The sequence below is a fragment of the Roseofilum sp. SBFL genome (assembly GCF_017746885.1).
Taxonomy (GTDB): Bacteria; Cyanobacteriota; Cyanobacteriia; order Cyanobacteriales; family Desertifilaceae; genus Roseofilum.
Window position 1 is genome coordinate 1 of record NZ_JAGHZH010000039.1, and the last position, 26,068, is coordinate 26,068.

Sequence of the window (26,068 nt, forward strand, 5' to 3'; positions counted from 1 at the left end):
ATAATGGTGTGTTTCAATCCCTCATAGGGATTTAAGTAGGTTTCAACGAGGATTCTTGTGCAGATGATGATCATGATAATATGTTTCAATCCCTCATAGGGATTTAAGTAGGTTTCAACAAATGGCCGGTTTTCCTTCTGCCTATGTCCAGGGCATGTTTCAATCCCTCATAGGGATTTAAGTAGGTTTCAACTCCACTGCCAAAGCCGGAGAACTAAAGCAGTAAATCAAGTTTCAATCCCTCATAGGGATTTAAGTAGGTTTCAACCGGCAAATCATTGAGGTGAAAGGGATAGCGCGAATGTTTCAATCCCTCATAGGGATTTAAGTAGGTTTCAACAGTAAGCTTATCAGGAACACCAGCCCCAGTATGTTTCAATCCCTCATAGGGATTTAAGTAGGTTTCAACTCAATGATTGATTTTCTATCTACTGTTTCAGTTCCCCCTGGTTTCAATCCCTCATATGGATTTAAGTAGGTTTCAACTGGCGATAGCACACTGCCATTGGTCGCTAAACATGATAAAAGTTTCAATCCCTCATAGGGATTTAAGTAGGTTTCAACCAGTGTATATCGATGCTTTCTTCTGATTTGCAATGTTTCAATCCCTCATAGGGATTTAAGTAGGTTTCAACTTCTTTTTTTAATAATCTTTCTTCACAGATGCAAAGTTTCAATCCCTCATAGGGATTTAAGTAGGTTTCAACAACATGGCGCTTCTGATAAATTCGGAAAAACTTGTTTCAATCCCTCATAGGGATTTAAGTAGGTTTCAACATTCATTATGTCACAAGAGCAGAATTATCGAATGTTTCAATCCCTCATAGGTATTTAAGTAGGTTTCAACATTGAGGGTAAGCCCTGGGGAAAATTTGTTCCTAAAAGTTTCAATCCCTCATAGGGATTTAAGTAGGTTTCAACTAATGCTGATATTCAGGTTTTCTGGGTCATGGGGTGTTTCAATCCCTCATAGGGATTTAAGTAGGTTTCAACAGGGGTTGTAGTTCGGTTTGAAGGAATCAACGTTAGTTTCAATCCCTCATAGGGATTTAAGTAGGTTTCAACATGACTCTGCCGTCTTCTGCTGCTCTAGATGTTGTTTTGAGTGTTTCAATCCCTCATAGGGATTTAAGTAGGTTTCAACTCTGTAGCTATAAGTTTTGGTCTATGGCTAAAATTTTAAAAGTTTCAATCCCTCATAGGGATTTAAGTAGGTTTCAACACTTTTCGGGGCTTCTAGGGGCAGTTTTGAGCCGCTGTTTCAATCCCTCATAGGGATTTAAGTAGGTTTCAACCGTCAACTCGTGTGCCGTCGTGGGATTATCCGTAGTTTCAATCCCTCATAGGGATTTAAGTAGGTTTCAACCCAATCATTGCCCGCATAATAAGTCTGCATGTATAGCTCGTTTCAATCCCTCATAGGGATTTAAGTAGGTTTCAACTATGGGCAACCCTGACCCCACGCGGCGTGTACCCCGTTTCAATCCCTCATAGGGATTTAAGTAGGTTTCAACTGTGGCTACTCGACCTATGTAAATCCCCTTAGCTAGAGTTTCAATCCCTCATAGGGATTTAAGTAGGTTTCAACTTTCTTGGTAGCCGCTTTAGCTTTGAATGCCATATGGTTTCAATCCCTCATAGGGATTTAAGTAGGTTTCAACGCGATTGCGTACGTCGCGCGCGCTTACTGATTTGTTTCAATCCCTCATAGGGATTTAAGTAGGTTTCAACATTAAAAGATGTAAGTTGCCTCTCTTTGGTTATCCAACCGTGTTTCAATCCCTCATAGGGATTTAAGTAGGTTTCAACCTCTAAAGTGGATCCAACCAATGGATTTCCTCAGGTTTCAATCCCTCATAGGGATTTAAGTAGGTTTCAACCTCAGAATTGCCCCTAGAAGCCTCGAAAAACAAAAGGTTTCAATCCCTCATAGGGATTTAAGTAGGTTTCAACCCTGCATCCGGGGCATTACGGTACCATCACTTGCAGCGTGTTTCAATCCCTCATAGGGATTTAAGTAGGTTTCAACATTCGGATCTAGTGCGGGAAGCTGGCATCATTCTGTTTCAATCCCTCATAGGGATTTAAGTAGGTTTCAACTGCCATCTTCTGCTGCCTTAAATGTCGTTTCAGGTGTTTCAATCCCTCATAGGGATTTAAGTAGGTTTCAACCTCGTGGGAAGTTTTTGGGTCATCTGTACTCCATGTGTTTCAGGTGTTTCAATCCCTCATAGGGATTTAAGTAGGTTTCAACTCCATCTGCAAAAGCGTATTCATGCTCATCATAGAGTTTCAATCCCTCATAGGGATTTAAGTAGGTTTCAACCATAAAATCGAGCTGGCAGATCAAGGATATCGCATGTTTCAATCCCTCATAGGGATTTAAGTAGGTTTCAACCGCGTAGGTAATTCTCTTCAGCAGCCGTCAGAGCGAGTTTCAATCCCTCATAGGGATTTAAGTAGGTTTCAACGCAGCTACCGATTCTGGTCCATGGCCAAAATCCTTGTTTCAATCCCTCATAGGGATTTAAGTAGGTTTCAACATTTAAAGCGGCAGAAGATGGCAGAGTTACCCCGTTTCAATCCCTCATAGGGATTTAAGTAGGTTTCAACGAGGGTGAACTGCCTTCAATCTGGCTATTCCCCGAGTTTCAATCCCTCATAGGGATTTAAGTAGGTTTCAACCTAAAAGGCTATGGGCTCATTATTTGTAACACGTTTCAATCCCTCATAGGGATTTAAGTAGGTTTCAACTTCAAGCCTGTATCCGCTCCGGTATAGGCTCTTGGTTTCAATCCCTCATAGGGATTTAAGTAGGTTTCAACCGCAGAGCATTGGACATATCCATACAATCAACCTGTTTCAATCCCTCATAGGGATTTAAGTAGGTTTCAACTTTGTAACGCCGCCAACGAAGTAATAAAGCTCTGTGTTTCAATCCCTCATAGGGATTTAAGTAGGTTTCAACAGTAGTGCTGAATTCTTCTCCACTAGCGCTAGAGGAGTTTCAATCCCTCATAGGGATTTAAGTAGGTTTCAACTTGAAATTCTTTATTTATGTACCCTTGTCCTGCATGGTGTTTCAATCCCTCATAGGGATTTAAGTAGGTTTCAACACCTGTTGATGCTTACATCATCAAAATCGTTTGGTTTCAATCCCTCATAGGGATTTAAGTAGGTTTCAACAGGAGATTTGTCTATGTTGCGTTCAATAAATCGTGTTTCAATCCCTCATAGGGATTTAAGTAGGTTTCAACCCAAATAGTGGGCTCCTCATCTTCATCATATTCTCCGTTTCAATCCCTCATAGGGATTTAAGTAGGTTTCAACCACAAAACTACCACCCGCCAAGAAGGTAAAAAAATAGGGGTTTCAATCCCTCATAGGGATTTAAGTAGGTTTCAACGGTTATGGTGTTTATCCTGATTGTCAGAAGATCTTAGTTTCAATCCCTCATAGGGATTTAAGTAGGTTTCAACGAGAAAAATTGCTCTTAATAGGAAGGAACCAAGAAGTTTCAATCCCTCATAGGGATTTAAGTAGGTTTCAACCTTAAAACAATCAATAACAAACTCCATCTCTTTAAGTTTCAATCCCTCATAGGGATTTAAGTAGGTTTCAACAGAACCGGAAGGTCGAACAGCAATAGATCTCAGTTTCAATCCCTCATAGGGATTTAAGTAGGTTTCAACTGGTGTGGCTGCTGGCCACAAATCTTTAGAGGATGCGATCAAAGGTTTCAATCCCTCATAGGGATTTAAGTAGGTTTCAACCCAATGAAAACAAACCAATAAGGAAAAAATATTTGGTTTCAATCCCTCATAGGGATTTAAGTAGGTTTCAACAGATAAGTATTATTGCTTCAATACCTTGAAGCGTTCGTTTCAATCCCTCATAGGGATTTAAGTAGGTTTCAACATTGTTTGGTATGCTAGTAGGGGTGATTTGCTATAATATGTTTCAATCCCTCATAGGGATTTAAGTAGGTTTCAACTTGTTATTCCTCATGCCAATGGGAATATTTTAATGTTTCAATCCCTCATAGGGATTTAAGTAGGTTTCAACCGAAAATCAAGCACGCCCCCCGAGGCGATCGATTCCGTTTCAATCCCTCATAGGGATTTAAGTAGGTTTCAACATCACTGGCAAACTTACCCCCTATCAGTAAGGGGGTTAGTTTCAATCCCTCATAGGGATTTAAGTAGGTTTCAACTTGATGATAATCTTTGCAAGGCCAATGGAATTGAGATCCAGTTTCAATCCCTCATAGGGATTTAAGTAGGTTTCAACGTTGAGCATCTCCTCGATGGGAAATCTTCGGGATTGTTTCAATCCCTCATAGCGATTTAAGTAGGTTTCAACTCCTTGACCACAATCTCTCATTAGCACGATAGCCTAGTGCCGTTTCAATCCCTCATAGGGATTTAAGTAGGTTTCAACTATAGTATCAATGGTTTTGGTGAGAGCGAGCAGCGGAGTTTCAATCCCTCATAGGGATTTAAGTAGGTTTCAACAGCTAATGAGGATTCTAGAGATGATGCGGTTGAGTGTTTCAATCCCTCATAGGGATTTAAGTAGGTTTCAACCGTTGCTATTACCCTTCTGGAAATTATATCGATGTGTTTCAATCCCTCATAGGGATTTAAGTAGGTTTCAACGCTATTAATAACGACTGTACCGGCGATCGCAAATCCGTTTCAATCCCTCATAGGGATTTAAGTAGGTTTCAACCGGAGCTGCCCAGGTGATTGAGCCTTCAGTTTTCAGTTTCAATCCCTCATAGGGATTTAAGTAGGTTTCAACTCCATTCCCACTGCCTAAGCTCTCGCTCTAGGGTCTTTTGTTTCAATCCCTCATAGGGATTTAAGTAGGTTTCAACTCATCGTGTATTGAATTTGGGGGGGTAATATGTTGTTTCAATCCCTCATAGGGATTTAAGTAGGTTTCAACTTAAGATTAAGAAGGTGAAGATCATATCCCCTGCTGTTTCAATCCCTCATAGGGATTTAAGTAGGTTTCAACAGTAATATGTCCAATTCGGATTGAATGGACCTAATGTCGTGTTTCAATCCCTCATAGGGATTTAAGTAGGTTTCAACTTGGCGCTCTAAATTTCCCTTTAGTCTGCTTCACTACGGTTTCAATCCCTCATAGGGATTTAAGTAGGTTTCAACTCATCTTCCTCCACTCCTGCCGGGCAAGGATAGCGATGTTTCAATCCCTCATAGGGATTTAAGTAGGTTTCAACCTGCATGGCGATCGCTCTCTTGTTTGGTTTCCTGAGTTTCCGTTTCAATCCCTCATAGGGATTTAAGTAGGTTTCAACAATTTAGGATTAATAAATGGCTTCTCTAATTGCGTTTCAATCCCTCATAGGGATTTAAGTAGGTTTCAACCTCAACCCCTTACACCTTTGCTCGAATTGGCTTAAAGTAGTTTCAATCCCTCATAGGGATTTAAGTAGGTTTCAACTTGAGGATGGTGATGTGAATGTTGTGTGAGAATGATGTTTCAATCCCTCATAGGGATTTAAGTAGGTTTCAACTAGATACCCTTGTCGAATAATGCTTCTACAAATTGGCCGTTTCAATCCCTCATAGGGATTTAAGTAGGTTTCAACCAATAAATTCAATTAGGAAGATTTGTTTCGTAAAAGTTTCAATCCCTCATAGGGATTTAAGTAGGTTTCAACTCAAATGGCCATTATCAGTCACATCAGAGCCAAGAGTTTCAATCCCTCATAGGGATTTAAGTAGGTTTCAACGGAATTCTTAGAAGCAGTAGGACTTAGTAAAATGTTTCAATCCCTCATAGGGATTTAAGTAGGTTTCAACAAAATCCGGCTGGAAACTATCCAAGAGCCACAAGTTTCAATCCCTCATAGGGATTTAAGTAGGTTTCAACTAGTATTTTGAATCGAAAAGATATGTTCGGGGAAGTTTCAATCCCTCATAGGGATTTAAGTAGGTTTCAACTCTCGAAATAATCAAGTTCGTAGCAAGATTCAAGATGGGAGTTTCAATCCCTCATAGGGATTTAAGTAGGTTTCAACTTTAGGTTGGTTGAAAACCCTGTGACTAGCATAAATTGGGTTTCAATCCCTCATAGGGATTTAAGTAGGTTTCAACTGCTGGCTTCTGAGACCCTTGCCGTATTTAGTTTTCAAGGTTGATTTCCGACGCACACCCCTAATCATAGCTCACTGGAGGCTAAAAAGTAAATGAAAATCGCTCAAACCCTTGTCCTGTCTAGTCCGACGCTGCCTGAAACATTTAAAAGGCTACAAGGAAGACTGGGTAAGGGATACAAGGCTTGTGAGGTCAGAAGCCATTTCCACACCCCCCTAGCGTCGGATTTTAGGGGAAGTTGAAGGGGATTCGCATAGCCTAGGATGTAGCACTAGAGAGACTAGGATTTTTGAGCCACTGTTCACTACTATATTGATGATATCAATGACAAATACCATATGCAGGATTCTGTCTTATTATCCTTATTACAACTAGCCAGTCCCAGCTTACCCGTAGGAGCTTATAGTTATTCTGAAGGTTTAGAAACCCTAGTGGAACAGGGAAAAATCACCGATGAAACTGCTTTAGAGCAATGGTTGAGGGATGGGTTACGATTAGGTTCGATTCGCCTGGATGGAGCGGCGTTAATCCGGGGAGGGGAAGCCATGCAAAAGCGAGATTATGCGATGCTGCGCTATTGGAATCATTGGCTTTTAGCTACTAGAGAAACGGAAGAATTACGACAACAAACCGTGCAAATGGGGCGATCGCTGGGTCTACTCCTGCAAACGTTAGTACCCGATCTTGCACCCATTCTACAGGAGTTGGGGCCAGAATGGAGCTATCCCCTGGTGTTTGCGATCGCCGCCCAATCTTGGCAGATTTCTCCCGCAAATGCGCTCTTAGCCTATCTGCAAAGTTGGGTTTCTAACCTAATCACCGCTGGAGTGAAGCTCATTCCCCTCGGTCAAACCACGGGTCAAAAGCTGCTGTTTCAGCTTCATCCCCATATTACGGCGATCGTCCCTGAAATTCTGGCTTTAGAAGACGATAACCTTTATAGTTGTAGCTGGGGATTCTCCCTCTATTGCATGGCCCATGAAACCCAATATACTCGACTCTTTAGAAGCTAAACCGGGGTAATGGGTAATGGCTAAACTGTTTTTCCCTTAAACTTGCTCTTTCTCAGGGATTTAGTTGCAACAAAAAGTACTTTATTTATGACTCAATTGCGTGTAGGAGTGGCTGGTCCCGTTGGATCGGGAAAAACTGCCTTAGTAAATTTACTGTGTCAAGCCTTACGAAACCAGTATCAAATTGCGGTAGTAACCAATGATATCTATACCCAAGAAGATGCCCAATTTTTAGTCCGATCTGGGGCATTATCTGGCGATCGCATTGTTGGAGTAGAAACCGGAGGCTGTCCCCATACAGCGATTCGAGAAGATGCTTCCATTAATTTAGTGGCGATCGAGCAACTCGAGCAACACTTTACCGATTTAAATCTCCTCTTTGTCGAAAGTGGCGGTGATAATTTAGCCGCTACCTTTAGTCCCGAATTAGTCGATATTACCCTTTATGTCATTGATGTGGCTGCTGGGGATAAAATTCCCCGTAAAGGCGGCCCGGGAATTACCAAATCTGATTTATTAGTGATTAATAAAATTGACCTTGCCCCGTTAGTTGGTGCAGATCTCAACGTCATGGAACGGGATGCGAAAAAAATGCGCGGTGAGAAACCCTTTATCTTTACCAACCTCAAAAACCATACGGGATTAGCAGAGGTCATTCAGTTTATTGAGCGCTATTTGTAATTCCTACTCCTCACTGCTCACAAAACCCAAATGATTCGCCACCGGACGTTGACGCAGGGGAATACGGGTGTGAATGGGGGCATTGAGAACCCGGAGATCGGGATCGGCAACCACCAATGTTGTCGATCCACCGCCATCAAAATTTAACGCCGTCTCTACTCCCCATTCCACAAACAAAGCTTGCAATTCGGGTAAAGACATCCCTTCACTATAAAACCGTTGACGGCCATCCACGATCGCAATAAAGACCTGAGTACCTGAGGCATCCAATCCGATCGCCGTTCGAGGATAGGCATAATCATAAAATGGCCCCGACATTAGAGGAACCGCTTCCCCATCCCAGATTAAAATAGTTCCCCCAGAAATCCCTTGTTGAGTTTCAGCCGGACAAGTAAAGCCCCCCGGAATGACTGCGCGACGGGAGGAGAGGAAACAAAGAACATGCCAACCCGCATTAACCGGAGAATATTCGATACCATTGGCGATCGCCTGGCCAGCAATTCGCACGCGATCGCCCGATTCGGGATAAACTTGCCAAGGGGACTTGACTTCAAAGGGATAAAAAAAGCTGCCATTGATCCCCAACTGTACGCCAAATTCCCGTACAAACTCCGAAGTCGTGCGCGCTGCAATATCCATACCATCCGGTTGCGGATCTCCCGGAGTCACGAAGGGTTGCATGGGGGCAACCTTTAAGTCAATTTTGACTTGATGAATGATCAACGGACGGGGCGTTGAGCGAATCAAACGGGTATACGTCACTCCCGGAAACAGTTCCTGTACCTGGGGAGTACGAGCCGGACGCAAGAGTAATAAAATTCCATAAATCCCCCCAGAAATCCCCAGTAGGAACCCAACGGTAATTAATCCAAGTTTCCCCAACCGTTTAGAGTGCAAAGCCATACGTCGGATCATAGGCGTGGCAAGTTTTTCCCGATTCTAGCGTAAGACCTACTCTCCGAGGTTGAAATTACCTGACAGCAGTTGATTGATGCTTCTTAATTGAAACACCCTGAGATTTTAGGGGAGTTAAGGCATTGACGCTCATCGAGCTAACGCGGAGCGTATAGCTGGAGATTCCCCATTCACAGACACTTGACTAGATGCCCCAAAGGACACCGCCAGACCGTCTCTAGGGGATTAGCCTTCGGCTATCGGTGGAGCACTGCGACGGAGCTTGGTAGGATAGATCTAAGCTAGGTTAACTAAGAATTATGGGTAATACCTTCGGGCATTTATTTCGGATTACGACATTTGGGGAATCCCATGGGGGTGGGGTTGGAGTAATTATTGATGGTTGTCCACCGCGCCTAGAGATTTCAGCTCAGGAGATTCAGGTAGAGTTGGATCGCCGTCGGCCGGGACAAAGTAAAATTACGACACCACGCAAGGAAACGGATACCTGTGAGATTCTCTCTGGAGTCTTTGAAGGGAAAACCTTGGGAACACCGATTATGATTTTGGTTCCCAATAAGGATACCCGGCCCCAGGATTATGATGAAATGGCACAAAAATACCGGCCATCCCATGCAGATGCGACCTATGATGCTAAATATGGGATTCGGAATTGGCAAGGTGGGGGGCGCTCGTCGGCGCGGGAAACCATTGGCCGAGTGGCAGCCGGGGCGATCGCCAAAAAAATCCTCAAACAGGCTGCTGGGGTAGAAATTATTGGATATGTGAAACGCATTCAAGATCTAGAGGCGATCGTCGATCCACAAACGGTCACTCTTGAACAAGTAGAAAGTAATATCGTCCGTTGTCCCGATCCCGAAGCCTATGAACGGATGATTGAGCGCATTGAAGCCATTAAACGGGAAGGAGACTCCCTAGGTGGGGTGGTCGAATGTGTAGCTCGTCATGTGCCAAAAGGTCTAGGAATGCCCGTATTTGATAAACTAGAGGCAGATTTGGCTAAAGGGGTGATGTCTTTACCGGCAACAAAAGGATTTGAGATCGGTTCTGGATTTGCCGGAACGCTACTCACCGGGAGTGAACACAATGATGAATTTACCCTAGACAATCAAGGGCAAGTTCGCACCACTACCAATCGTTCCGGAGGTATTCAAGGAGGAATATCCAATGGCGAATCGATTATTCTCCGCGTGGCGTTTAAACCAACCGCCACCATTCGTAAAGAACAACGTACTGTTACTAGAGAAGGGGAAGAAACCCTTCTCGCGGCGAAAGGCCGTCACGATCCTTGCGTTTTACCTAGAGCCGTGCCTATGGTAGAAGCAATGGTGGCCCTGGTTTTATGTGACCACCTCCTACGTCACCAAGGTCAATGCGGAACACTCGATTATGATTAGTCAGCATTCTTCTTCACGTTTTGAGGTTCAATTTTGGGGTGTGCGAGGCAGTATTCCCGCTCCCGGCCCGGAAACAGTGCGCTATGGTGGCAATACCTCCTGCCTAGAAATGCGTATTGGAGAGAGACACTTTATTTTTGATGGCGGAACGGGTTTGCGCGCTCTGGGCGATCGCCTCTCCACAGAATTCCCTCTGGATATTAATCTCTTTTTTACCCATTACCATTGGGATCATATCCAAGGTGTACCGTTTTTCATGCCCTTATTTACTCCAGGCAATCAAATCCATGTTTGGGGGGATGTACCGGATTCGAGTGAGTCCTTAGAAGACCACTTCCATCATGCCATTCTCCATGTGAATTCCCCTGTCCCCTCACCTATACCCAAAGCAGATCTGAAGTTTTCTCAGGTTTCTCCAGGAGACCGGGTTACCCTAGATGATATTGAGATTGAAACGGGACATCTCAATCATCCCAATGGAGCGATGGGCTATCGAATTACTTGGCAAGGACATACGGCGGTTTATTGTACCGATACGGAGCATTATAGCGATCGCCTCGATGAAGATGTCCTCAAATTAGCTCGTGATGCTGATATCCTGATCTACGATGCCATGTATACCGACAACGAATACAGCAACCCTAAATCGCCTAAAGTTGGTTGGGGTCATTCTACCTGGCAAGAAGGGGTTAAAGTAGCCCAAGCCGCAGGGGTGAAAAAGCTGATCATTTTTCACCATGAACCCAATCATGATGATGATACCCTCGACCAAATTGAAGAGGAAGTTCAACACAACTATCCCAATACCATTTTGGCCCGGGAAGGCATGATTTTAAGTCTGATTGAGGCTTAGTCTACTGAAGGATCTTCAGGCGGTTTTTCTAAACCTAACCGATCTTTACTTTGTTCTAGTTCCATCCATAACTTACGAATTTGTTCGTAGGCTTCTAGGGGGAGAATTTTACCCCCAGTTTCCAAGGAACAAATATAGGTAACTTTTTGAGCAAATTCTTGCAAGTTAGCATCAAAAACCAGATATTCTGGCCGGAACTCACCGTAATATCGACTACGAGGATACAAAAATTCAGATGGGTCAACCATAAAGCATGTCCTTAAAAAGCTAAAATTAGACTCACTATAACAAGTGTCTATCTCGATTAAATTCTGGTAAACTTACCCAATCTATATATCCCCATGAGTCTGATGATTTTCGGGAGTATTAACCTAGATTTAGGGGGTGTAGGGTGTAAAGACGGCAATTGTGAAATTAGGCGATCGCGATGGGGTTTGGGCAAACCCTGAAGGGCAATGGGAATCGGTAATAGGCGATCTCTGTGCCTCCGAGTCTCACAATCCTCCCATCTCTGGAGAGATCTGATAACTGAGCCACTCAGTTCCCTCCGCAGTGGTTTGAGGACGCAACAGTCGCCAGGTTTCTCCCTCGATTTGTTCCTGGACATAAATTTCAAAGGGATTTTGGCGCTGTTTAAGAGTCTGTCCAGACAGTTGAATATCGAGATTATAGGTTCCTTGGATATGGAAGGTGGGTAATTTCTGGTCAGGGAGGCGATCGCTACTACTAATCTGAATCCCTTTAACATCAAGTTGGGGCGATCTTTCAATATGCAGAGGAGTATTCAGTTGTACTTGAGTCAGATGCAGTTGTAGGGCGATCGCTTTTTTCACCAGAGCTTGCCTGGGACTGCCTCCGGTGTTACTACAAGCCACTAATAGCCCAATTAGAACTATGACCATCAGTTTACCGATCCATTTCCATATTCTATCCATAACCACCTGATTACCCTGTCAGACCAATCCCATTGTATCGGTTTAGAGCCATGTTTCATTTGAATAGCCACATGTTATAACTAGAGGGAAACACACACAAGGGGTTCAACCCTTTATCGGTCAGAGACTACAAGAGTCTTACCCCTAGGGTGACACTACCAACAAGGTCAATAGATTCATGGAAATTTGGGTCATTAGTTTATTTCTCATTGGGCTAGGTTTAGCTGGATTTGGGGCAATTTGGACTCTAGTGATTTCCTTTGGAGAAAGCATTTTTTGGGGAATCTCCTATCTATTTTTACCCTTTATTGGTGCGCTTCTATTTATTAGTATAAAATGGAATAAACGGTCGGTTAAGATGAGCCTCTTCTCTCAACTGGTGGGCATAATCTTCATGGGAATTAGTGCGATTCTTGCGATCCTGCAAAATTGGAGCTTCCAAAACATTATTGCTCACTGGACTCCAAAAGAAAAATCGGAAACTTCTGTGACTCAAGTGAGGCTCAACTATCCCAAACAAACTGCCCTATCAGTCGAAGTATCTCCTGAAACACAACCTCCCTATGAACCCTCAATTTCTTTAAGATCCTATGGTTCGCGCTCTCAGTTTAAGCGCTATATGGAAGTGGGGTATCATGCCTTCGATCTAGAGGATTATCACACTGCACTGATTAATTTTGAACAAGCCTTAAAAGAGCAACCTGATAATACTTACGCCAAAAAAGCGGTTGAAAATACCCAACAGCGCATTCAACAAGGCAGCTATACCCAGCTCATGAATGCTGGATATCAAGCATTCGATCGCCAAGACTATGCGATCGCCCTCGAATACTTTCAAACCGCCCTCGAACACCGTCCTGGGGACTCCTACGCCCTCAAAGCGATTGATAATACGCAACGCAAGCTTAACCCTTAATCTGGATCGTTACTTAACTCCGGTTGTAACTCAATGGTAAACCGAGTACCCTCTCCTGGAGATGAATCATACCAGAGTCGCCCTTGATGTTTTTCTACAACAATTGTATAACAGATAGATAACCCTAAACCTGTCCCTTTACCCGGTGGTTTAGTGGTGAAAAAAGGATCGAACACTTGAGAGCGGATAGACTCTGGAATTCCATTCCCATTATCAGCAATAGAAATTCTCACGTTTGCCCCTTCAATTTCTGTTTTAATCTTAATGTAACGATCGTTTCCTATTTTCTCATCTAACGCATCAATTGCATTACTCAGAAGATACATGAATACCTGATTTAATTGTGCTGGATAACAATCAATTAAAGGTAAATCACCATAGTCTTTAAAAATCGGTATTTCAGGACGATTTTCTTTCCCTTCTAGACGGTGATTTAAAATCACCAGAGTGCTATCTATTCCCTCATGAATATCGACAGACTTCATCTGAGCCTCATCCATGCGGGAAAAATTGCGTAAGGAGGCCACAATTCCCTTGATTCTCTCAGTTCCTGACTTCATGGATGTCAAGATTTTCTGTAGATCTTCCTGAATAAACTCCACATCCTTATCTTCTAAGGACTCTTGTAGTTCAGCCACTGGATCGGGATAAGTCTGTTGATAATCGTTCAGAAGTTCTAATAAATCCGTGGCATGTTCTTGAATATAGCCTAAATTCCCATAAATAAAACTGACAGGATTATTGATTTCATGGGCAACTCCAGCCACTAAATTTCCCAAACTAACCATTTTTTCATTTTGAATCATTTGCGCTTGGGTGCGTTGTAACCGATCCAAAGTTTGCCTCAATTCTTGGGCTTGCTTTTTCGTTTTTTCAAGTAAACTAGCCTGTTGAATAGCTACTCCCAATTGCTGACTAATTTGACTGACAAATTCTATTTCAGTCTCAGTCCAAACCCTAGATTGACCACATTCGTGAATGCAGAGCAATCCCCACAGTTCATTTCCCTTAACCAAGGGAGCTACCAAATTTGCTCTAACTTGAAATTGAGCTAGAATTTCTCGGTGACAATCACTAATGTGGGGGGCATAAATATCTGGAATAGCACTAATACGACCTTTGAGGTATTCAGCCGCAAATTGCTCTCCAAAACAATGATCGTACACCTGAATGGAGGTGGCCGGTTTCCAGGGAGATCGTAAATACTCGCAAATCACTTCACCATGCCAAGCTAAATCAGAGTTAAATTGAAAAATTGCTGCTCGGTCAGTGTTGAGAACCTCACGTAGTTGCAGAACTGTAGTATTCAAAATGGTGTCTAAATCCAGAGATGAGCGAATTTTGGAGATCGCCTCTGTGAGTAAGCGATAATAGATGAGGCGATCGGAGGATAAATTACAACGGACATCTTGACCTGCTTGATTCCAAGTCAGTGTCATTGGTCTTTCTCTATTAGCTCTATTAGACAAAGTATTATTCATAATAAACTGCATGGGAGCGCTAATCAAAATTAGAGGACTTTATGTTGACTGAATATGTATTTAGATTCATGCACCAACTGATAATGAAAAGATTAAGGCTCTATTCAAATTTCACACCCTTCTTTATCATAGTGTGTTTTTCTCATTTTGCTTGAAGGATCTGTTCAATAGAATCCTTAATACCAATAAAGATTAAATAGTTAAGGATTTGATGGAGTACTTCCCGCTGGGGAGTAGCCTGTATTGCTTAGGGGCTAAGGTTCTAAGCTGTACTCTATAGAAAAGAGAAATCCTATATATTTGTTCCGGATATTACCTCCTATTTGGATCGTACTGACTTGATGGTAAGGAAGCCGGATTTCAAGCCTGGGGATAAGTATCATTAAAGTGTTCTTGATTGTAATGATAGACAGTGCGAATGGGATAGGGGATATTAATTTCTGCACCATCACAGGCATTTTTTAAGGCTAACATCACCCGAGTTTGAATGCGGCAGACTTCTCGTTGATTGGGAATTGTCCAATAGCGTACTTTTAAGTCAATGGAGCTATCCCCAAAGGCGATCGCGCTAGAGATTAGAATTCCCACAACCCAAGCCGCTACAGAACTCAATTGAATTAATAGAGAGCGCAGCGACTGATTTTTGATTGTCATATCTGTGACGCGAGTGGCCGGCTTGCGGGCAAACTTAGCAGCCCAAGAGGTAAACATCGAAAAGGCGATCGCCACTAAAATCCTTGGAAGCGCCTCAATTCCAGCCCCTACCAGATTCAGGATACTTTGTTTGATTTCTTGAAATAATACATTCATCGGGATGAGGGAACCCTGAACTTTCACTCATTATTGTATACCGCTATGGGCTTGGAAAACCCGGAGATTCCCCATTACCCAACATTAATTCAGTATAAATCGGGGAGGGGTGAGCCAAAATAGGTCACTGTGTCCCACAGGAGAACCCACATCCGGTAAAGCAATGCCGATAATACCGGCTTTTTTGACAATCAGACGTGATTTTACTTCTCCCCAAACCAAAGACTCCGCCCAATATCCAAGATTCGGTTCATGCCCGACTAAGGCTAACTGTTCATAGTTACGCCATGTTTTCCCCTCCTCCCACCAGGATAAAAGATCGCCTTCAGGGGCTAAATGGGATGATGTTTTTACGTCCTTACTCAGTCCCACAGTTTGCAAAATTTCCGCTGTTTGTTTAGCCCGGATAAGGGGACTGGTGAGAATCAAATCAAATGTAATCCCTAATTCCTGCAAGCGTTGGGCAACTTTAGTGGTTTTCTTGATACCCTCTGGGGTTAAGGGGCGCTGGCGATCGTCTTGGGTATAATCGTCTCGATTAGCCGCTATACCATGACGGATTAAGTAAAGGTTAGTCATAATTTTTTATTCCAGATTTCCAAACTTTTCTTGATAACGGTTTAAGAGGGCTTGTAATTCTTCAGCTCGTTGCCGTTCTTGTTCAGCTTGCTCTATGGCTTCTTGTCTAGCTTGAGATTCTGCTTTCAACGCAGCCCTTAACTCAGAGGAAATTAATAGCTTTTCTCCTGTATCTTGCCGATAAAATCCAATGAGCTTTCCTTCAGGCAGCAGCCGCAAGTTTAGGGCTTGGCTAAGGCTATCGGTAATCAGTTGATATGTCCCTGTCACTAAACGATATCCTTGTAATTGTCCTTCAATCCATTCTCCTTTGGGGTCAAAGAGCCAATATTCTTCTACTTCGAGTTGTTCATAGAGGTCTTTTTTGAAGCTCAGATCGCGATCTTTAGTACTTTCTGAGGTCATCTCAAAGATTACTTTGGGGACTTCTCCTTCTTCCCAGATTTTATAGTTATCTCGGCCGCCTGGCTCACCGTCAAAGATGACCATGATATCAGGAGCGGTGCGAAGCCGGGGAAATCCTTGGGAATAGTAGAGAAATTGGTCAGCGAGGACGGTGACTTGTTGACCGGCAAGATGATTTTTTAGCACTTCAAGAGTAGTTAGAATTGCATCGAGACGATCGTAAGTTTCAGCCATGGGTTCACCGTCGGCACTAGGGTAAAGAATGGAGGTTGATGGAGAAGTTGAGGATGTAATGAGGGAAGTCATAGAGATTAAAATTTTTCATTAGTTTTCAGGTTGGAGTAACCATAACCCAGTGTAGGTTATGCCAGAATTATCGGGTTGAATGAGAAGAAAATGCAGCCCTTTACTTTGTTGTTTTTTTTGTTCGTATTGATGACCGGCTTGGCGAACTTCGCTATCTTCAAAGGTGGTAATAATCCACCGATCGCTCAATCCGGATTCGAGAATGAGACCATCCGGTTGACCGGGAATAAAGTTAAGACTGATAGGGTTAGCCTCAGCAAACCATTGGGCTAATTGTAAAGATTGGCGATCGCCATCAATAACGACTCCGGGAATAGGAAGCGTGGAGGGAATACCCAGATTAATCGGCCAAAGGTCTTCGGGTAGGGATTTAATGGGAATGGGGCGATCGCCAATTCCTTGAAGTAAATCTTGAGCGCTAACTGTCGCAAACCGCCAGCGATCGCCCCATAATTCCTCGGGTAAGGGCAGCGGAGGAGGGCGATCTAAGCGAATAGGATGCTTTAACTCATCAACGATCCACTGTTTCAGGGTGGGGGTACGTCGGATGGGAATGACTGGAATACCCAGGGTTTGAGCGACAGGTTCGAGTAGATGGAGGGTTTGGGGACGGAAAACGTGTAGCTCATCCGGAAGCGCTGCAAATTGCCCAAATTCACTCAATAACCAATCACGACTAACTTGTGACTGAGGACAAAGGGCACGATAGCGAAACGTTCCAGGGGACGGTTCACAAATCCATAACTCCCAGAGTATTTCCTGGGTGTTGGTTTCTGAAGGGCGGCGATAACAATCGACTTGCCAAGTCTGCATAGGAATCTATCCAAATCGTTATGTTTTCTTTACAGGAGATTCCGTTTGGGAAAAATCATGTCATCTTAGATCGTATGCTAACCCAAGGATTTCTAGAAGTGCTTATGGAACCTGCCCTAACTCAATTTGGTACTCAGATGTCTCGCTTGAGTGGAGTGCGAGCCATTATGAAAGATATTATCGAAACGTTGCGTGCTGGAGGAGGGCAGCAATTTATTAATTTGAGTGCGGGGAATCCCGTAATTTTACCACCAGTGGAACAGGTGTGGCGCGAATGTACGGCTGATTTACTCGCAAGTCCTGAATATGGGGAAGTTGTCTGTCGGTATGGATCTTCCCAAGGCTATCAACCGTTGATTGATGCGGTGGTGACTGATTTCAATCAACGCTACGGCTTGAATTTGAGCGATCGCAACGTTTTAATTACTCCAGGCTCTCAGTCGGTTTATTTTTATGCCGCTAATGCCTTTGGGGGCTATACTTCTGAGGGAAAACTCAAACAGGTGGTTTTACCCCTAAGTCCTGAATATACCGGTTATGGTGGAGTCTGTTTAACGCCGGAAGCTCTCAAAGCCTATAAACCCAAGTTAGATATTGAGGAAGGCAATCATCGGTTTAAGTATCGCCCCGATTTTAGTCAGTTGAGAATTACGGAAGATACGGGATGTTTTATTTTTTCCCGTCCCTGTAATCCGACAGGTAATGTTCTCACGGATGAGGAAGTGAAGAAAATCAGTGGGTTAGCCTCAGAATATAATGTACCTGTGCTGATTGATTCTGCCTACGGGCCGCCTTTCCCCGCCTTGAATTTTACCGAAATGACTCCTCAATTTGGCGGCAATTTACTCCATTGCATGAGTTTATCGAAGGCTGGATTACCGGGCGAACGCATTGGAGTTGCCATTGGCGATCCAGATCTGATAAGTATTTTAGAAGCCTTCCAGACCAATTTGTGTATTCACTCTTCTCGCTATGGTCAGGCGATCGCCGCTAGAGCTATTCAATCGGGTCAATTGGCAAATTTGTCAGAAACTGTCATTCGTCCCCATTATCAAGGTAAATTCGCCCAATTGGAAGCCAGTTTAACCGAGGCTATGCCCAATAGTCTACCTTGGTTTTTACATAAGGGAGAAGGAGCAATTTTTGCTTGGTTATGGTTGCGTGATTTACCGATTACTGATTGGGAACTCTACCAAAGTCTGAAAAAAGTTGGCATAATTGTGGTTCCAGGAAGTACATTTTTCCCTGGCTTGCAAGAAGAATGGGTTCATAAACATCAATGTATTCGCATTAGTCTAACGGCAACGGATGAAGAGATCTCGACTGCCATGAGCAGACTAGCCCAAGTCGTAGAAGCAACTTATTTGCAAACTGCGGTATCTCGTTAATTGGGTTATGGGTAATGGGAATTGGTAAAACTACGTGTTTGCTATTCCCTATTCCCTATTCCCTATTCCCTAGCGCGAAGCGCTATAAAGTTTATGAGTCAAAATGAGTGGATTGAAATTGGTCATATTGTTGCTGCTCAAGGATTAGATGGGCAAGTGCGGGTTTATCCCGATTCCGATTTTCCCGAGCGGTTTTTAGAACCAGGAATGCGCTGGATACAACGGTTGGGTGAAAAGATACCTCAACCGATAGAGTTATTGGACGGGCGCTTAATTCCGGGCAAAGGACTCTATGTGCTAACCTTCGATGGAATAGACACTCGCGATCGCGCGGAAGCCTTGAAAAAAGCTAAACTTTTCGTTCCGGTGAGCGATCGCCCCCAATTAGAAGATAATGAATATCATGTCCAAGATTTGCTCGGTTTAGACGTTTGGATACAGGAAACCGGAGAAAACTTAGGAGTGGTGATCGATCTCATTACCGCAGGAAATGACCTACTGGAAATCAAATTACTAAATCAGAAAGACGCAGCCGATCCAGAAGAGTCTGAAGTGTCTCCTAAACCCATTCCCAGTCGCAAAAGTAAAATCAAGAAGCCGCGCCGCCAAACTAATCGACCAAAAACGGTTTTAATTCCGTTTGTGAAAGAGATTGTACCTGTGGTTGATCTAGAGAAGGGGAAGATAGAAATCACTCCTCCTGAAGGATTAATTGAATAGGCAATTGTTCTATAGCGATTTCAAATGATTTTTAAACCCGATCCCTCAATCCTATAGTATCGATAATGATTAAAAGCCCCCTACGCTATCCCGGTGGTAAAGCAAGAGCCATCAAAAAAATCATTCAACATCTGCCCAAGGAATTTAACGAAAACTGGGAATATCGAGAACCGTTTGTTGGTGGGGGAGCTTTGTTTATTTATCTCAAGCAAACGTATCCAAGCTTAAAAATTTGGATTAATGACTTGAATCCGGAATTGTTTCTCTTTTGGAAAGTCGCGCAATCGGATTTAGATCGATTAGTCTCAGAGGTACGGAACGTTAAGGGAAGTTGTACCGATGGGAAAGGGTTATTTCGGGCGTATTTGCAAGTTAACGTAGAAGACTTATCAGAATTAGAGCGGGCGGTTCGTTTTTTTGTCCTCAACCGGATTAGTTTTTCCGGAACTGTGGAATCCGGTGGGTTTTCTCAGCAAGCATTTTTAAGACGGTTTACGGATTCTTCGATCGATCGTTTGGCTAAGTTAGCGCCTGTGTTGCAAGATGTGAAAATCACCAATCTTGACTATAGTGAAGTGCTAAAACCGCATGGTAAATGGGTTTTTATTTTCTTAGATCCGCCCTATTTGGTTGCCACAGGTTCTAAGTTATATGGCAAAGATGGTAATCTCCATACCAGCTTTGAGCATCAGCGCTTTGCCCAAGAGATGCAAGCTTGTTCTCATCGCTGGTTGATTACCTATGATAATTCCCTAGAAATTCGCAAAAATTTTGAATTTGCCCAAGTTTTCGAGTGGGAATTGCAATATGGGATGAATAATTATAAACAAGCTTCAGCCGCGAAAGGGAAGGAGTTGTTTATTACTAATACTCCCAATCTCTCTATCTAATCTTCTGTAGGATAGAACAGTAGTCCCTATTCCCTATTCCCCATTCCCTATTCCCCATTCCCCATTCCCTATTCCCCATTCCCCATTCCCTATTCCCCATTCCCCATTCCCCATTCCCTATTCCCTATTCCCTAATTCCTATTCCCTAATTCCTATGAATGCACCTCTCGAACGAATTCAACTGTCGCAGACGGCGAAGGATCAGCTAACGAAACTGAAACGGTATACGAAAATTGAACAGTGGAATATTCTGTGTCGTTGGGCGTTTTGTCGTTCTTTGGCGGAACCGTCGATCCCGTCTCCGGTTCCCATTCCCCGTGATAGTAATGTGGAGCTGTCTTGGCGGGTTTTTGGTGGGGAGTTGGCGGAGGTTTTAGCGATCGCCCTCAAACAACGCTGCGTTAATGATGGACTCGGCACCGATCCGGAAACTCTGGCACTTCAATGTCGCCGTCATATCCATCGGGGAATTGGCTATTTGGCGGGCGATCCGAATCTGAAGAAGATTGAAGATTTAATCCGGTTGTGCGATCGCTCTAGCCTTGAGTGAGCGATCGCACGGCTGGGACTCAGTTATTGCAAGAGTTCTGCAATAAACTGGAAACACCTTCCAGTCTACTTATTGATAATTTTTCTGGATTAGTTCAGATTATCCAGTCCCAGACATTAAGATAAGATTCTGATTAAATCTAAGTTGACAAAAAAAGCTAGATCGTGTACCAATTCCCCTGTCTAAGTTGGCACTGGATCTTTACAAAACTTAAAATAAAAATTAATTAGGAATTCCTCTCATTAGTTGTACAATATCTTATAAATTAATTTTTAGTAACTTTTCCTAAAGGAAACGACAGGATGACCATGAGATTGAATCGACGACACTTTATTCTCGCAGCAGGAACAGGAATCGCAGCGGTTGCGAGTAAGAATATAATTAGTAGAGGACCGGCGATCGCCCAACGAACCAGCTTAAACCTCTATTCCTCCCGTCACTACGACACCGATGATGAACTTTACGAGAGCTTTTCCCGTGCGACGGGAGTTAAAGTTAATCTGATTGAAGGCAAGGCAGAACAACTCATCGAACGAGTTAAAAGCGAAGGGGCAAATACCAGAGCCGATGTTTTACTAACCGTTGATGGGGGTAACCTGTGGCGAGCCAAACAAGATGGTATCCTACAATCAGTTAACTCTTCGACCCTGAACCAGAAAATCCCCAATAATCTCAGAGATCCCCAAGGCTATTGGTTTGCCTTCTCGAAGCGAGCTAGGGTGATTATGTATAATAAGAATAAGGTGAGTAAATCTCAACTCTCTACCTATGAGGATTTAGCCGATTCAAAATGGAAAGGGAAAATTTTAATTAGAAGTTCGAGCAATATTTACAACCAATCTCTGGTCGGTTCCTTATTAGCAGCCCATGGTGAAGATCAAATCCTAGCTTGGTCCAGAGGTATGGTTTCTAACTTTGCCCGATCGCCAGAAGGCAACGATACCGCCCAAATTAAAGCTTGTGCTGCCGGAGTCGGTGATATTGCGATCGCCAATAGCTACTATCTCGCTCGTTTAGGTAAATCAAGCGCGCGGGAAGATCAACAAGTCTTTAATACTGTAGGCATCTTCTTCCCTAACCAAACCGGCCCCAATGGTCGGGGAACCCATGTTAATATTAGTGGCGGTGGTGTTGTGAAACACGCCAAAAATCAACAAGCAGCGATCGAATTTTTGGAACATCTCGCAGAGCGTCAAGCTCAACAGTTTTTCGCGGAAGGAAATAACGAGTATCCTGTGGTTGCTGGTGTTCCCCTTGATTCTGTGCTGCAAGGGTTTGGTAGCTTTAAAGCCGATCCTCTCAACCCCGATGTCTTCGGTAAGAATAATGCAGAAGCCTTAAAATTAATGGATCGAGCCGGTTGGAAATAGTGGTATAGCTTGCATTGCTTAGGAGCTAAGGCTTCAAGCTGTACTTGATAGAAAAGAGAGTCGCGATAACAAGCAAGTAGGGTAGTTTATTAATGCACCCTACTTGATTCACCTCTAAGAAGAAGGCTGAATGCGCTCCACCCTTCCTGTACTGCCATCCATTTTTACCCAATCTCCATCTTGCAAAAAACGGGTAACTCCGGGAATTGAAACAATGGCGGGAATACCCATTTCTCTAGCAACAATGGCAGAATGGGAGAGTAAGCTACCCCGTTCGACTAATACTCCAGATGCGGCAGGAAATAACATAATCCAACCGGGATCTGTACGTTCGGCAACCAGGATTCTACCGGGTTCTAGGATGGCGTTTTCTGGATTGGTAATTACTTTTACTTGCGCTTCGACAATGCCAGGACAACAGCCTAAGCCTTGCAGAGTAGAGTCGGAGTTATCGGAGGGTGTGACAGAAGCGTGGTTTTCCTGGAAACGATTGCCTTGATAGACAATGCCACGGGTTTCAAAGCGATCGCCAATCTCAGAATTCTGCTGATATTCTGCAAACTCCGCCTTTCTCAATTCTACCAAACCTTGCAAATGGGTACAAGTATTCGTCCCTTCCACAAATCCTAAAATCTCGTTGACTTCCAGATAAAAGATATCGCGATCGTCCTGGAGGAGATCGAGCGCAACGAAGCGCTTACCAAGTTCGACAAAAATGCGGCGCACATGGCCAAATAAGCGAGTTCGTTCAAAGCGGAGATTTTCGCGATCGCGCACTCGCTCCCTAGCATTATACAACACCCAATCAAACAGCCAGCGTTTTAAACCAAAGTGTCCCAAAGTTTGACTAACTTTCACCTCCGCTGCTTGGCGCAAGTCCGCCGAAACTGAAGCAGAATCTTGGAATTGCCCGGATTTTGCCAGTTGACCCACTGAGCGCAAAAGGGGTAGAGGATTATCGAATAGAGTGGGACTTTCTAGTTTCAGCTCTCCCAAACAGCGATCGCCAAATTTGTGCAAATATGCTTCATACTTTTGCTCTACCTCTGGGATATTTTTCAAATGGGACAAAATCGCGCCCAATTCTCCCTCACAGAAAACTTGAGTTAGTCTCTCATCTTTAGCGACTAAACGCGCTAATTCTTTCACCCGTATCGCTGGTTCTGCGCTAATCATACCCCCTTCACCACTAATTAAATCATTTTGCAACGTCCCCGTACTCTCGTTGCACCAAGATTGAGCCAACTTTTGCAAAACACCATAGAAAATCATCGCAAAGAAATCATTAATCAACGGTGCGTCCCAACTGCGTAATAACTGCCGTTCTAGATCCCGGTAATGAGCCACTAATTCATCAGCACGTAAATCCTGAAGTTCCAATCCCTTAAACTTCTGTCCTAACCCTTGTGCCAATCGCTGATAAAATCCCTTGATCTTAGACTGTAATAAAATAAAGTTGAGTCCTAAGCCAGCAACAGTTCGCAATAAGCGCAGGCTATCCATTATCTGCACCGAGAGCGCTGTTTTTTGACTCACTTGAATGCCGATAGACTCTAAAATTTCATCTGAAATAGGTTCTTTTACACCCATCATCTGCTCCATAAACCGGCGATTGACTTGAAACCCAGGCAACAGAGACAAAACCTTGTACCAACTCAGGAGATTATAGTAAACGCGTCCTTGTAGTAATCCAATCATGCGATTAAACGTTTGGGAATTATTTTCCACCACTGTTCTATCCACACCCATTAACAGACAAAATTGCCGGTACACTTCCTCATAAGCGCGACGAGCAAAGGAAAAGGTTAAGGGGGTGGTAACTCCACTATAGCTTTCGGAGATATTGCTATTGTCCCAAAGATTCAATTGACCATCAGGATCGGGTAGTTTGGCTAATCCGGTAATTGGTCGTGCTTGGAGCAAATAGACTCGATTATTTTCCACCGCCCATTCTATATCCTGGGGACGACCAAAATGCGCTCCGACTTGATAGACTAAGTCAGTAATTTGGTCGATCGTGTCTGCCTCTAACAAGGGCTGATCTTCTGGAGCAGAAATGACTGTTTTTTGGCGATTGATACGATAGGTTTGCCCATCGACTTCCCCCGAAACTAAAGCATCCCCAACTCCTGAAACTGCGCTAATCACCGTAACCCCTCGTTGACCGGTGACGGGATCGGCTCCAAAGGCGACTCCGGCAACCTCGGCATTGACCATGCGCTGAACGAGGACGGCTGGGGGTTTGGGGTTGCCCAAATGATGTTGCTGACGGTAGGCTAAGAGGCGATCGCTAAATCCAGAGCGCCAAACTTTGACCACTCGGTCAGTCACCTCCTCCACAGACACAAATAGAAAGCTCTCCAATTGTCCCGCAAAGGAATAGTCTGCCCCATCCTCATCCACCGCCGAAGAGCGTACTGCCACCTTTTCCCCATGGGGAGAGAGAATAGTTAGGGCTTGTGCTAATTCCTCTTTTACCTTATGATTTAAGTGCAATGCTGCAATATCATCAGAAATAGTGCCCGTTGCCAAAGCTTCCTGTTGTTCCTCCATTAAACACTCGTAAAATGCACTGGGTGACACCACAAACCACTCAGGAATAGGCAAATTAAGAGCTTGCAATTGGGCTAGGGCAGCGCCTTTACCCCCTAATTCTTGAGAATGGGTTGTGTTTTGAGCAGTGAGGATGTAAGTCATAGGATTTGAGAAAATAGGGAAGAAAAATGGACGATCGCCAACTCAAACTTGTAGAAAGAACTGTAGTATACGAATATTATTTTAATCTACTACTTAGAGGGAGGTTTAATTTGTATTTGCGGTTAAAGATACGCTTGTAGCACTTCACAAGTAGCCTGTCCAGTATGACACCAACTAAATTGTGCTGCTCTTTTGAGACTTGCTTGACTGAGATCTTCTCGTGCTTGAGGCTCTTGAATCAGGGTTTCCATGGCAGCAGTAATTTCTGGTACTTGGTAGGGATCGACTAAAATAGCGGCATCGGCGGTAATTTCGGGAAGGGATGAGCAGTTAGAGGTAATGACTGGAGTTCCACAAGCCATGGCTTCGAGGACGGGTAAACCAAAGCCTTCCCACAAACTGGGGAAAATGAGGGCGATCGCCTGATTCATCAGGATAGGAAGTTGTTCTGATGACACATAGTCAAGGAATTTCACTTGCTCAGTTACTCCCAGTTCGTTAATTTGAGCGATTAAACTGGGGGTGTAGCGGCGATCGCTCGGTCCCACTAACCACAACTCGTATTCTCGATCGTGAGGTAGCTTTGCAAATGCCTCAATCACCCGATGCAGATTTTTATAATTCACATGACGACCAACATAGAGAAAATAATTAGAAACAGGTAAATTTAAGGGCTGAAACCGATCCCGATCGTAACCGAGTAAAATGGGAGTGATGCGATCGGCTTTGATCGAAAAGTAATCCACGATATCATTTGCCGTTGCCTGGGAATTACAGATAATATGAGTCGCTTGATTGAGAACTTGTGGCAGATAATACTGGGAATATAGGGTAAGGGGCGATCGCCTTTCCGGAAACCGCAAGGGAATCAGATCGTGAACCATCACAACAAACCGACACCCTTGAAATAACGGCGCTTCGGGTAGAGGAGAAAACAGTAAACTCCCTTGCAGCTCGCGATAGAGTTTAGGTAACCGAAACTGAGTCCAGAGTAACCGTTTGAAATGACCTTTTGCTCCTTGTTCTGGCGTTTGTCCTCCAGGAATTGGATAATGGCAGTACCCCTCTAACTTTCGGGCACTTAACAGGGTTGGATTCAACTCTCTCAGATAAGGTAAAATATTCAGAGTATAGGTGCTAATTCCCGTGGGTTTGTTCATTAGCACAGCTAAGTTAATTAAAAAACGATCATTCATTAGATTGAGAACGATAAATATTCAC

20 protein-coding genes and 1 CRISPR repeat array are annotated in these 26,068 nt (G+C 43.7%); of the genes, 10 read left to right on the plus strand and 10 right to left on the minus strand.

What is annotated here, in order from left to right; translation table 11 throughout:
* Positions 1-10: 10 nt before the first annotated feature.
* Positions 11-6,128: a CRISPR direct-repeat array (repeat unit 37 nt; unit sequence GTTTCAATCCCTCATAGGGATTTAAGTAGGTTTCAAC).
* A gap of 338 nt (positions 6,129-6,466) precedes the next feature.
* Both J7545_RS03980 and ureG read left to right on the plus strand, forming a co-directional pair.
* Entirely contained in the window at positions 6,467-7,141 is a 675-nt protein-coding gene (locus J7545_RS03980) for an urease accessory protein UreF (RefSeq protein WP_318719165.1), read from the plus strand.
* Positions 7,142-7,228: 87 nt separating this feature from the next.
* Positions 7,229-7,822 carry an urease accessory protein UreG gene (gene ureG, locus J7545_RS03985; protein WP_318719166.1) on the plus strand — a complete coding sequence of 198 codons (594 nt, stop codon included), beginning with the start codon at positions 7,229-7,231 and terminating at the stop codon, positions 7,820-7,822.
* Between the two features lie 3 nt (positions 7,823-7,825).
* On the opposite strand, the gene J7545_RS03990 is transcribed toward ureG, so the two are convergent.
* On the minus strand, positions 7,826-8,737 hold the full coding sequence (locus J7545_RS03990; protein ID WP_318719167.1) for a phosphodiester glycosidase family protein: 912 nt from the start codon (positions 8,735-8,737) through the stop codon (positions 7,826-7,828).
* 299 nt (positions 8,738-9,036) lie between these two features.
* On the opposite strand from J7545_RS03990, the gene aroC reads away from it, so the two are divergent.
* The gene (aroC, locus tag J7545_RS03995) at positions 9,037-10,134 is read left to right on the plus strand and encodes a chorismate synthase (protein ID WP_318719168.1); all 1,098 of its coding nucleotides are present in this window, start codon (positions 9,037-9,039) and stop codon (positions 10,132-10,134) included.
* Positions 10,127-10,987: an MBL fold metallo-hydrolase gene (locus tag J7545_RS04000; protein ID WP_318719169.1), complete on the plus strand. Its 861-nt coding sequence runs from the start codon at positions 10,127-10,129 to the stop codon at positions 10,985-10,987. Before aroC ends, J7545_RS04000 begins: the two co-directional genes overlap by 8 nt.
* Here the strand turns inward: J7545_RS04000 and J7545_RS04005 are convergent.
* Both J7545_RS04005 and J7545_RS04010 read right to left on the minus strand, forming a co-directional pair.
* On the minus strand, positions 10,984-11,235 hold the full coding sequence (locus tag J7545_RS04005) for a hypothetical protein (protein WP_318719170.1): 252 nt from the start codon (positions 11,233-11,235) through the stop codon (positions 10,984-10,986). The genes J7545_RS04000 and J7545_RS04005 overlap by 4 nt on opposite strands.
* A gap of 246 nt (positions 11,236-11,481) precedes the next feature.
* The gene (locus J7545_RS04010) at positions 11,482-11,889 is read right to left on the minus strand and encodes a hypothetical protein (RefSeq protein ID WP_318719171.1); all 408 of its coding nucleotides are present in this window, start codon (positions 11,887-11,889) and stop codon (positions 11,482-11,484) included.
* Between the two features lie 211 nt (positions 11,890-12,100).
* Between J7545_RS04010 and J7545_RS04015 the strand changes: the two genes are divergently transcribed.
* The gene (locus J7545_RS04015; protein WP_318719172.1) at positions 12,101-12,838 is read left to right on the plus strand and encodes a hypothetical protein; all 738 of its coding nucleotides are present in this window, start codon (positions 12,101-12,103) and stop codon (positions 12,836-12,838) included.
* On the opposite strand, the gene J7545_RS04020 is transcribed toward J7545_RS04015, so the two are convergent.
* The 5 genes from J7545_RS04020 to J7545_RS04040 all read right to left on the minus strand — a co-directional run bounded on the left by J7545_RS04020 (position 12,835) and on the right by J7545_RS04040 (position 17,232).
* Positions 12,835-14,277 carry a sensor histidine kinase gene (locus tag J7545_RS04020; protein ID WP_318719173.1) on the minus strand — a complete coding sequence of 481 codons (1,443 nt, stop codon included), beginning with the start codon at positions 14,275-14,277 and terminating at the stop codon, positions 12,835-12,837. The genes J7545_RS04015 and J7545_RS04020 overlap by 4 nt on opposite strands.
* A 402-nt stretch (positions 14,278-14,679) precedes the next feature.
* A complete protein-coding gene (locus tag J7545_RS04025) occupies positions 14,680-15,129 on the minus strand; it encodes a mechanosensitive ion channel family protein (RefSeq protein ID WP_318719174.1) in 450 nt (149 codons plus the stop codon).
* Between the two features lie 84 nt (positions 15,130-15,213).
* Positions 15,214-15,708, minus strand: a complete 495-nt coding sequence (sixA, locus tag J7545_RS04030) for a phosphohistidine phosphatase SixA (RefSeq protein ID WP_318719175.1) — start codon at positions 15,706-15,708, stop codon at positions 15,214-15,216.
* A gap of 6 nt (positions 15,709-15,714) precedes the next feature.
* Entirely contained in the window at positions 15,715-16,419 is a 705-nt protein-coding gene (locus J7545_RS04035) for a Uma2 family endonuclease (RefSeq protein ID WP_318719176.1), read from the minus strand.
* A gap of 18 nt (positions 16,420-16,437) precedes the next feature.
* Entirely contained in the window at positions 16,438-17,232 is a 795-nt protein-coding gene (locus J7545_RS04040) for a Tab2 family RNA-binding protein (RefSeq protein ID WP_318719177.1), read from the minus strand.
* A gap of 104 nt (positions 17,233-17,336) precedes the next feature.
* On the opposite strand from J7545_RS04040, the gene J7545_RS04045 reads away from it, so the two are divergent.
* The 5 genes from J7545_RS04045 to J7545_RS04065 all read left to right on the plus strand — a co-directional run bounded on the left by J7545_RS04045 (position 17,337) and on the right by J7545_RS04065 (position 22,150).
* Positions 17,337-18,620, plus strand: a complete 1,284-nt coding sequence (locus J7545_RS04045) for a valine--pyruvate transaminase (protein WP_413038723.1) — start codon at positions 17,337-17,339, stop codon at positions 18,618-18,620.
* 93 nt (positions 18,621-18,713) lie between these two features.
* Positions 18,714-19,340 (plus strand): ribosome maturation factor RimM, encoded by a 627-nt coding sequence (gene rimM, locus J7545_RS04050; RefSeq protein WP_318719179.1) that lies wholly within the window; start codon positions 18,714-18,716, stop codon positions 19,338-19,340.
* A gap of 65 nt (positions 19,341-19,405) precedes the next feature.
* Positions 19,406-20,230 carry a DNA adenine methylase gene (locus tag J7545_RS04055; RefSeq protein WP_318719180.1) on the plus strand — a complete coding sequence of 275 codons (825 nt, stop codon included), beginning with the start codon at positions 19,406-19,408 and terminating at the stop codon, positions 20,228-20,230.
* A gap of 154 nt (positions 20,231-20,384) precedes the next feature.
* Positions 20,385-20,780 carry a DNA sulfur modification protein DndE gene (gene dndE, locus J7545_RS04060; RefSeq protein ID WP_318719181.1) on the plus strand — a complete coding sequence of 132 codons (396 nt, stop codon included), beginning with the start codon at positions 20,385-20,387 and terminating at the stop codon, positions 20,778-20,780.
* Positions 20,781-21,088: 308 nt separating this feature from the next.
* Positions 21,089-22,150, plus strand: a complete 1,062-nt coding sequence (locus J7545_RS04065; RefSeq protein ID WP_413038724.1) for a Fe(3+) ABC transporter substrate-binding protein — start codon at positions 21,089-21,091, stop codon at positions 22,148-22,150.
* A 114-nt stretch (positions 22,151-22,264) separates the two neighbouring features.
* On the opposite strand, the gene J7545_RS04070 is transcribed toward J7545_RS04065, so the two are convergent.
* A complete protein-coding gene (locus J7545_RS04070; RefSeq protein WP_318719183.1) occupies positions 22,265-24,847 on the minus strand; it encodes a PEP/pyruvate-binding domain-containing protein in 2,583 nt (860 codons plus the stop codon).
* Positions 24,848-24,969: 122 nt separating this feature from the next.
* Positions 24,970-26,043 (minus strand): glycosyltransferase family 1 protein, encoded by a 1,074-nt coding sequence (locus tag J7545_RS04075; protein ID WP_318719184.1) that lies wholly within the window; start codon positions 26,041-26,043, stop codon positions 24,970-24,972.
* Positions 26,044-26,068 lie beyond the last annotated feature (25 nt).

Coding starts and splice junctions, on each gene's coding strand:
- J7545_RS03990 (WP_318719167.1), bottom strand. CDS start 8,737: ATGATCCGACGTATGGCTTTGCACTCTAAACGGTTGGGGAAACTTGGA.
- J7545_RS03980 (WP_318719165.1), top strand. CDS start 6,467: ATGCAGGATTCTGTCTTATTATCCTTATTACAACTAGCCAGTCCCAGC.
- J7545_RS04035 (WP_318719176.1), bottom strand. CDS start 16,419: ATGACTTCCCTCATTACATCCTCAACTTCTCCATCAACCTCCATTCTT.
- J7545_RS04065 (WP_413038724.1), top strand. CDS start 21,089: ATGAGATTGAATCGACGACACTTTATTCTCGCAGCAGGAACAGGAATC.
- J7545_RS04070 (WP_318719183.1), bottom strand. CDS start 24,847: ATGACTTACATCCTCACTGCTCAAAACACAACCCATTCTCAAGAATTA.
- J7545_RS04045 (WP_413038723.1), top strand. CDS start 17,337: ATGGAACCTGCCCTAACTCAATTTGGTACTCAGATGTCTCGCTTGAGT.
- J7545_RS04005 (WP_318719170.1), bottom strand. CDS start 11,235: ATGGTTGACCCATCTGAATTTTTGTATCCTCGTAGTCGATATTACGGT.
- J7545_RS04075 (WP_318719184.1), bottom strand. CDS start 26,043: ATGAATGATCGTTTTTTAATTAACTTAGCTGTGCTAATGAACAAACCC.
- dndE (WP_318719181.1), top strand. CDS start 20,385: ATGAATGCACCTCTCGAACGAATTCAACTGTCGCAGACGGCGAAGGAT.
- sixA (WP_318719175.1), bottom strand. CDS start 15,708: ATGACTAACCTTTACTTAATCCGTCATGGTATAGCGGCTAATCGAGAC.
- J7545_RS04020 (WP_318719173.1), bottom strand. CDS start 14,277: ATGACACTGACTTGGAATCAAGCAGGTCAAGATGTCCGTTGTAATTTA.
- J7545_RS04000 (WP_318719169.1), top strand. CDS start 10,127: ATGATTAGTCAGCATTCTTCTTCACGTTTTGAGGTTCAATTTTGGGGT.
- rimM (WP_318719179.1), top strand. CDS start 18,714: ATGAGTCAAAATGAGTGGATTGAAATTGGTCATATTGTTGCTGCTCAA.
- ureG (WP_318719166.1), top strand. CDS start 7,229: ATGACTCAATTGCGTGTAGGAGTGGCTGGTCCCGTTGGATCGGGAAAA.
- aroC (WP_318719168.1), top strand. CDS start 9,037: ATGGGTAATACCTTCGGGCATTTATTTCGGATTACGACATTTGGGGAA.
- J7545_RS04055 (WP_318719180.1), top strand. CDS start 19,406: ATGATTAAAAGCCCCCTACGCTATCCCGGTGGTAAAGCAAGAGCCATC.
- J7545_RS04025 (WP_318719174.1), bottom strand. CDS start 15,129: ATGAATGTATTATTTCAAGAAATCAAACAAAGTATCCTGAATCTGGTA.
- J7545_RS04010 (WP_318719171.1), bottom strand. CDS start 11,889: ATGGTCATAGTTCTAATTGGGCTATTAGTGGCTTGTAGTAACACCGGA.
- J7545_RS04040 (WP_318719177.1), bottom strand. CDS start 17,232: ATGCAGACTTGGCAAGTCGATTGTTATCGCCGCCCTTCAGAAACCAAC.
- J7545_RS04015 (WP_318719172.1), top strand. CDS start 12,101: ATGGAAATTTGGGTCATTAGTTTATTTCTCATTGGGCTAGGTTTAGCT.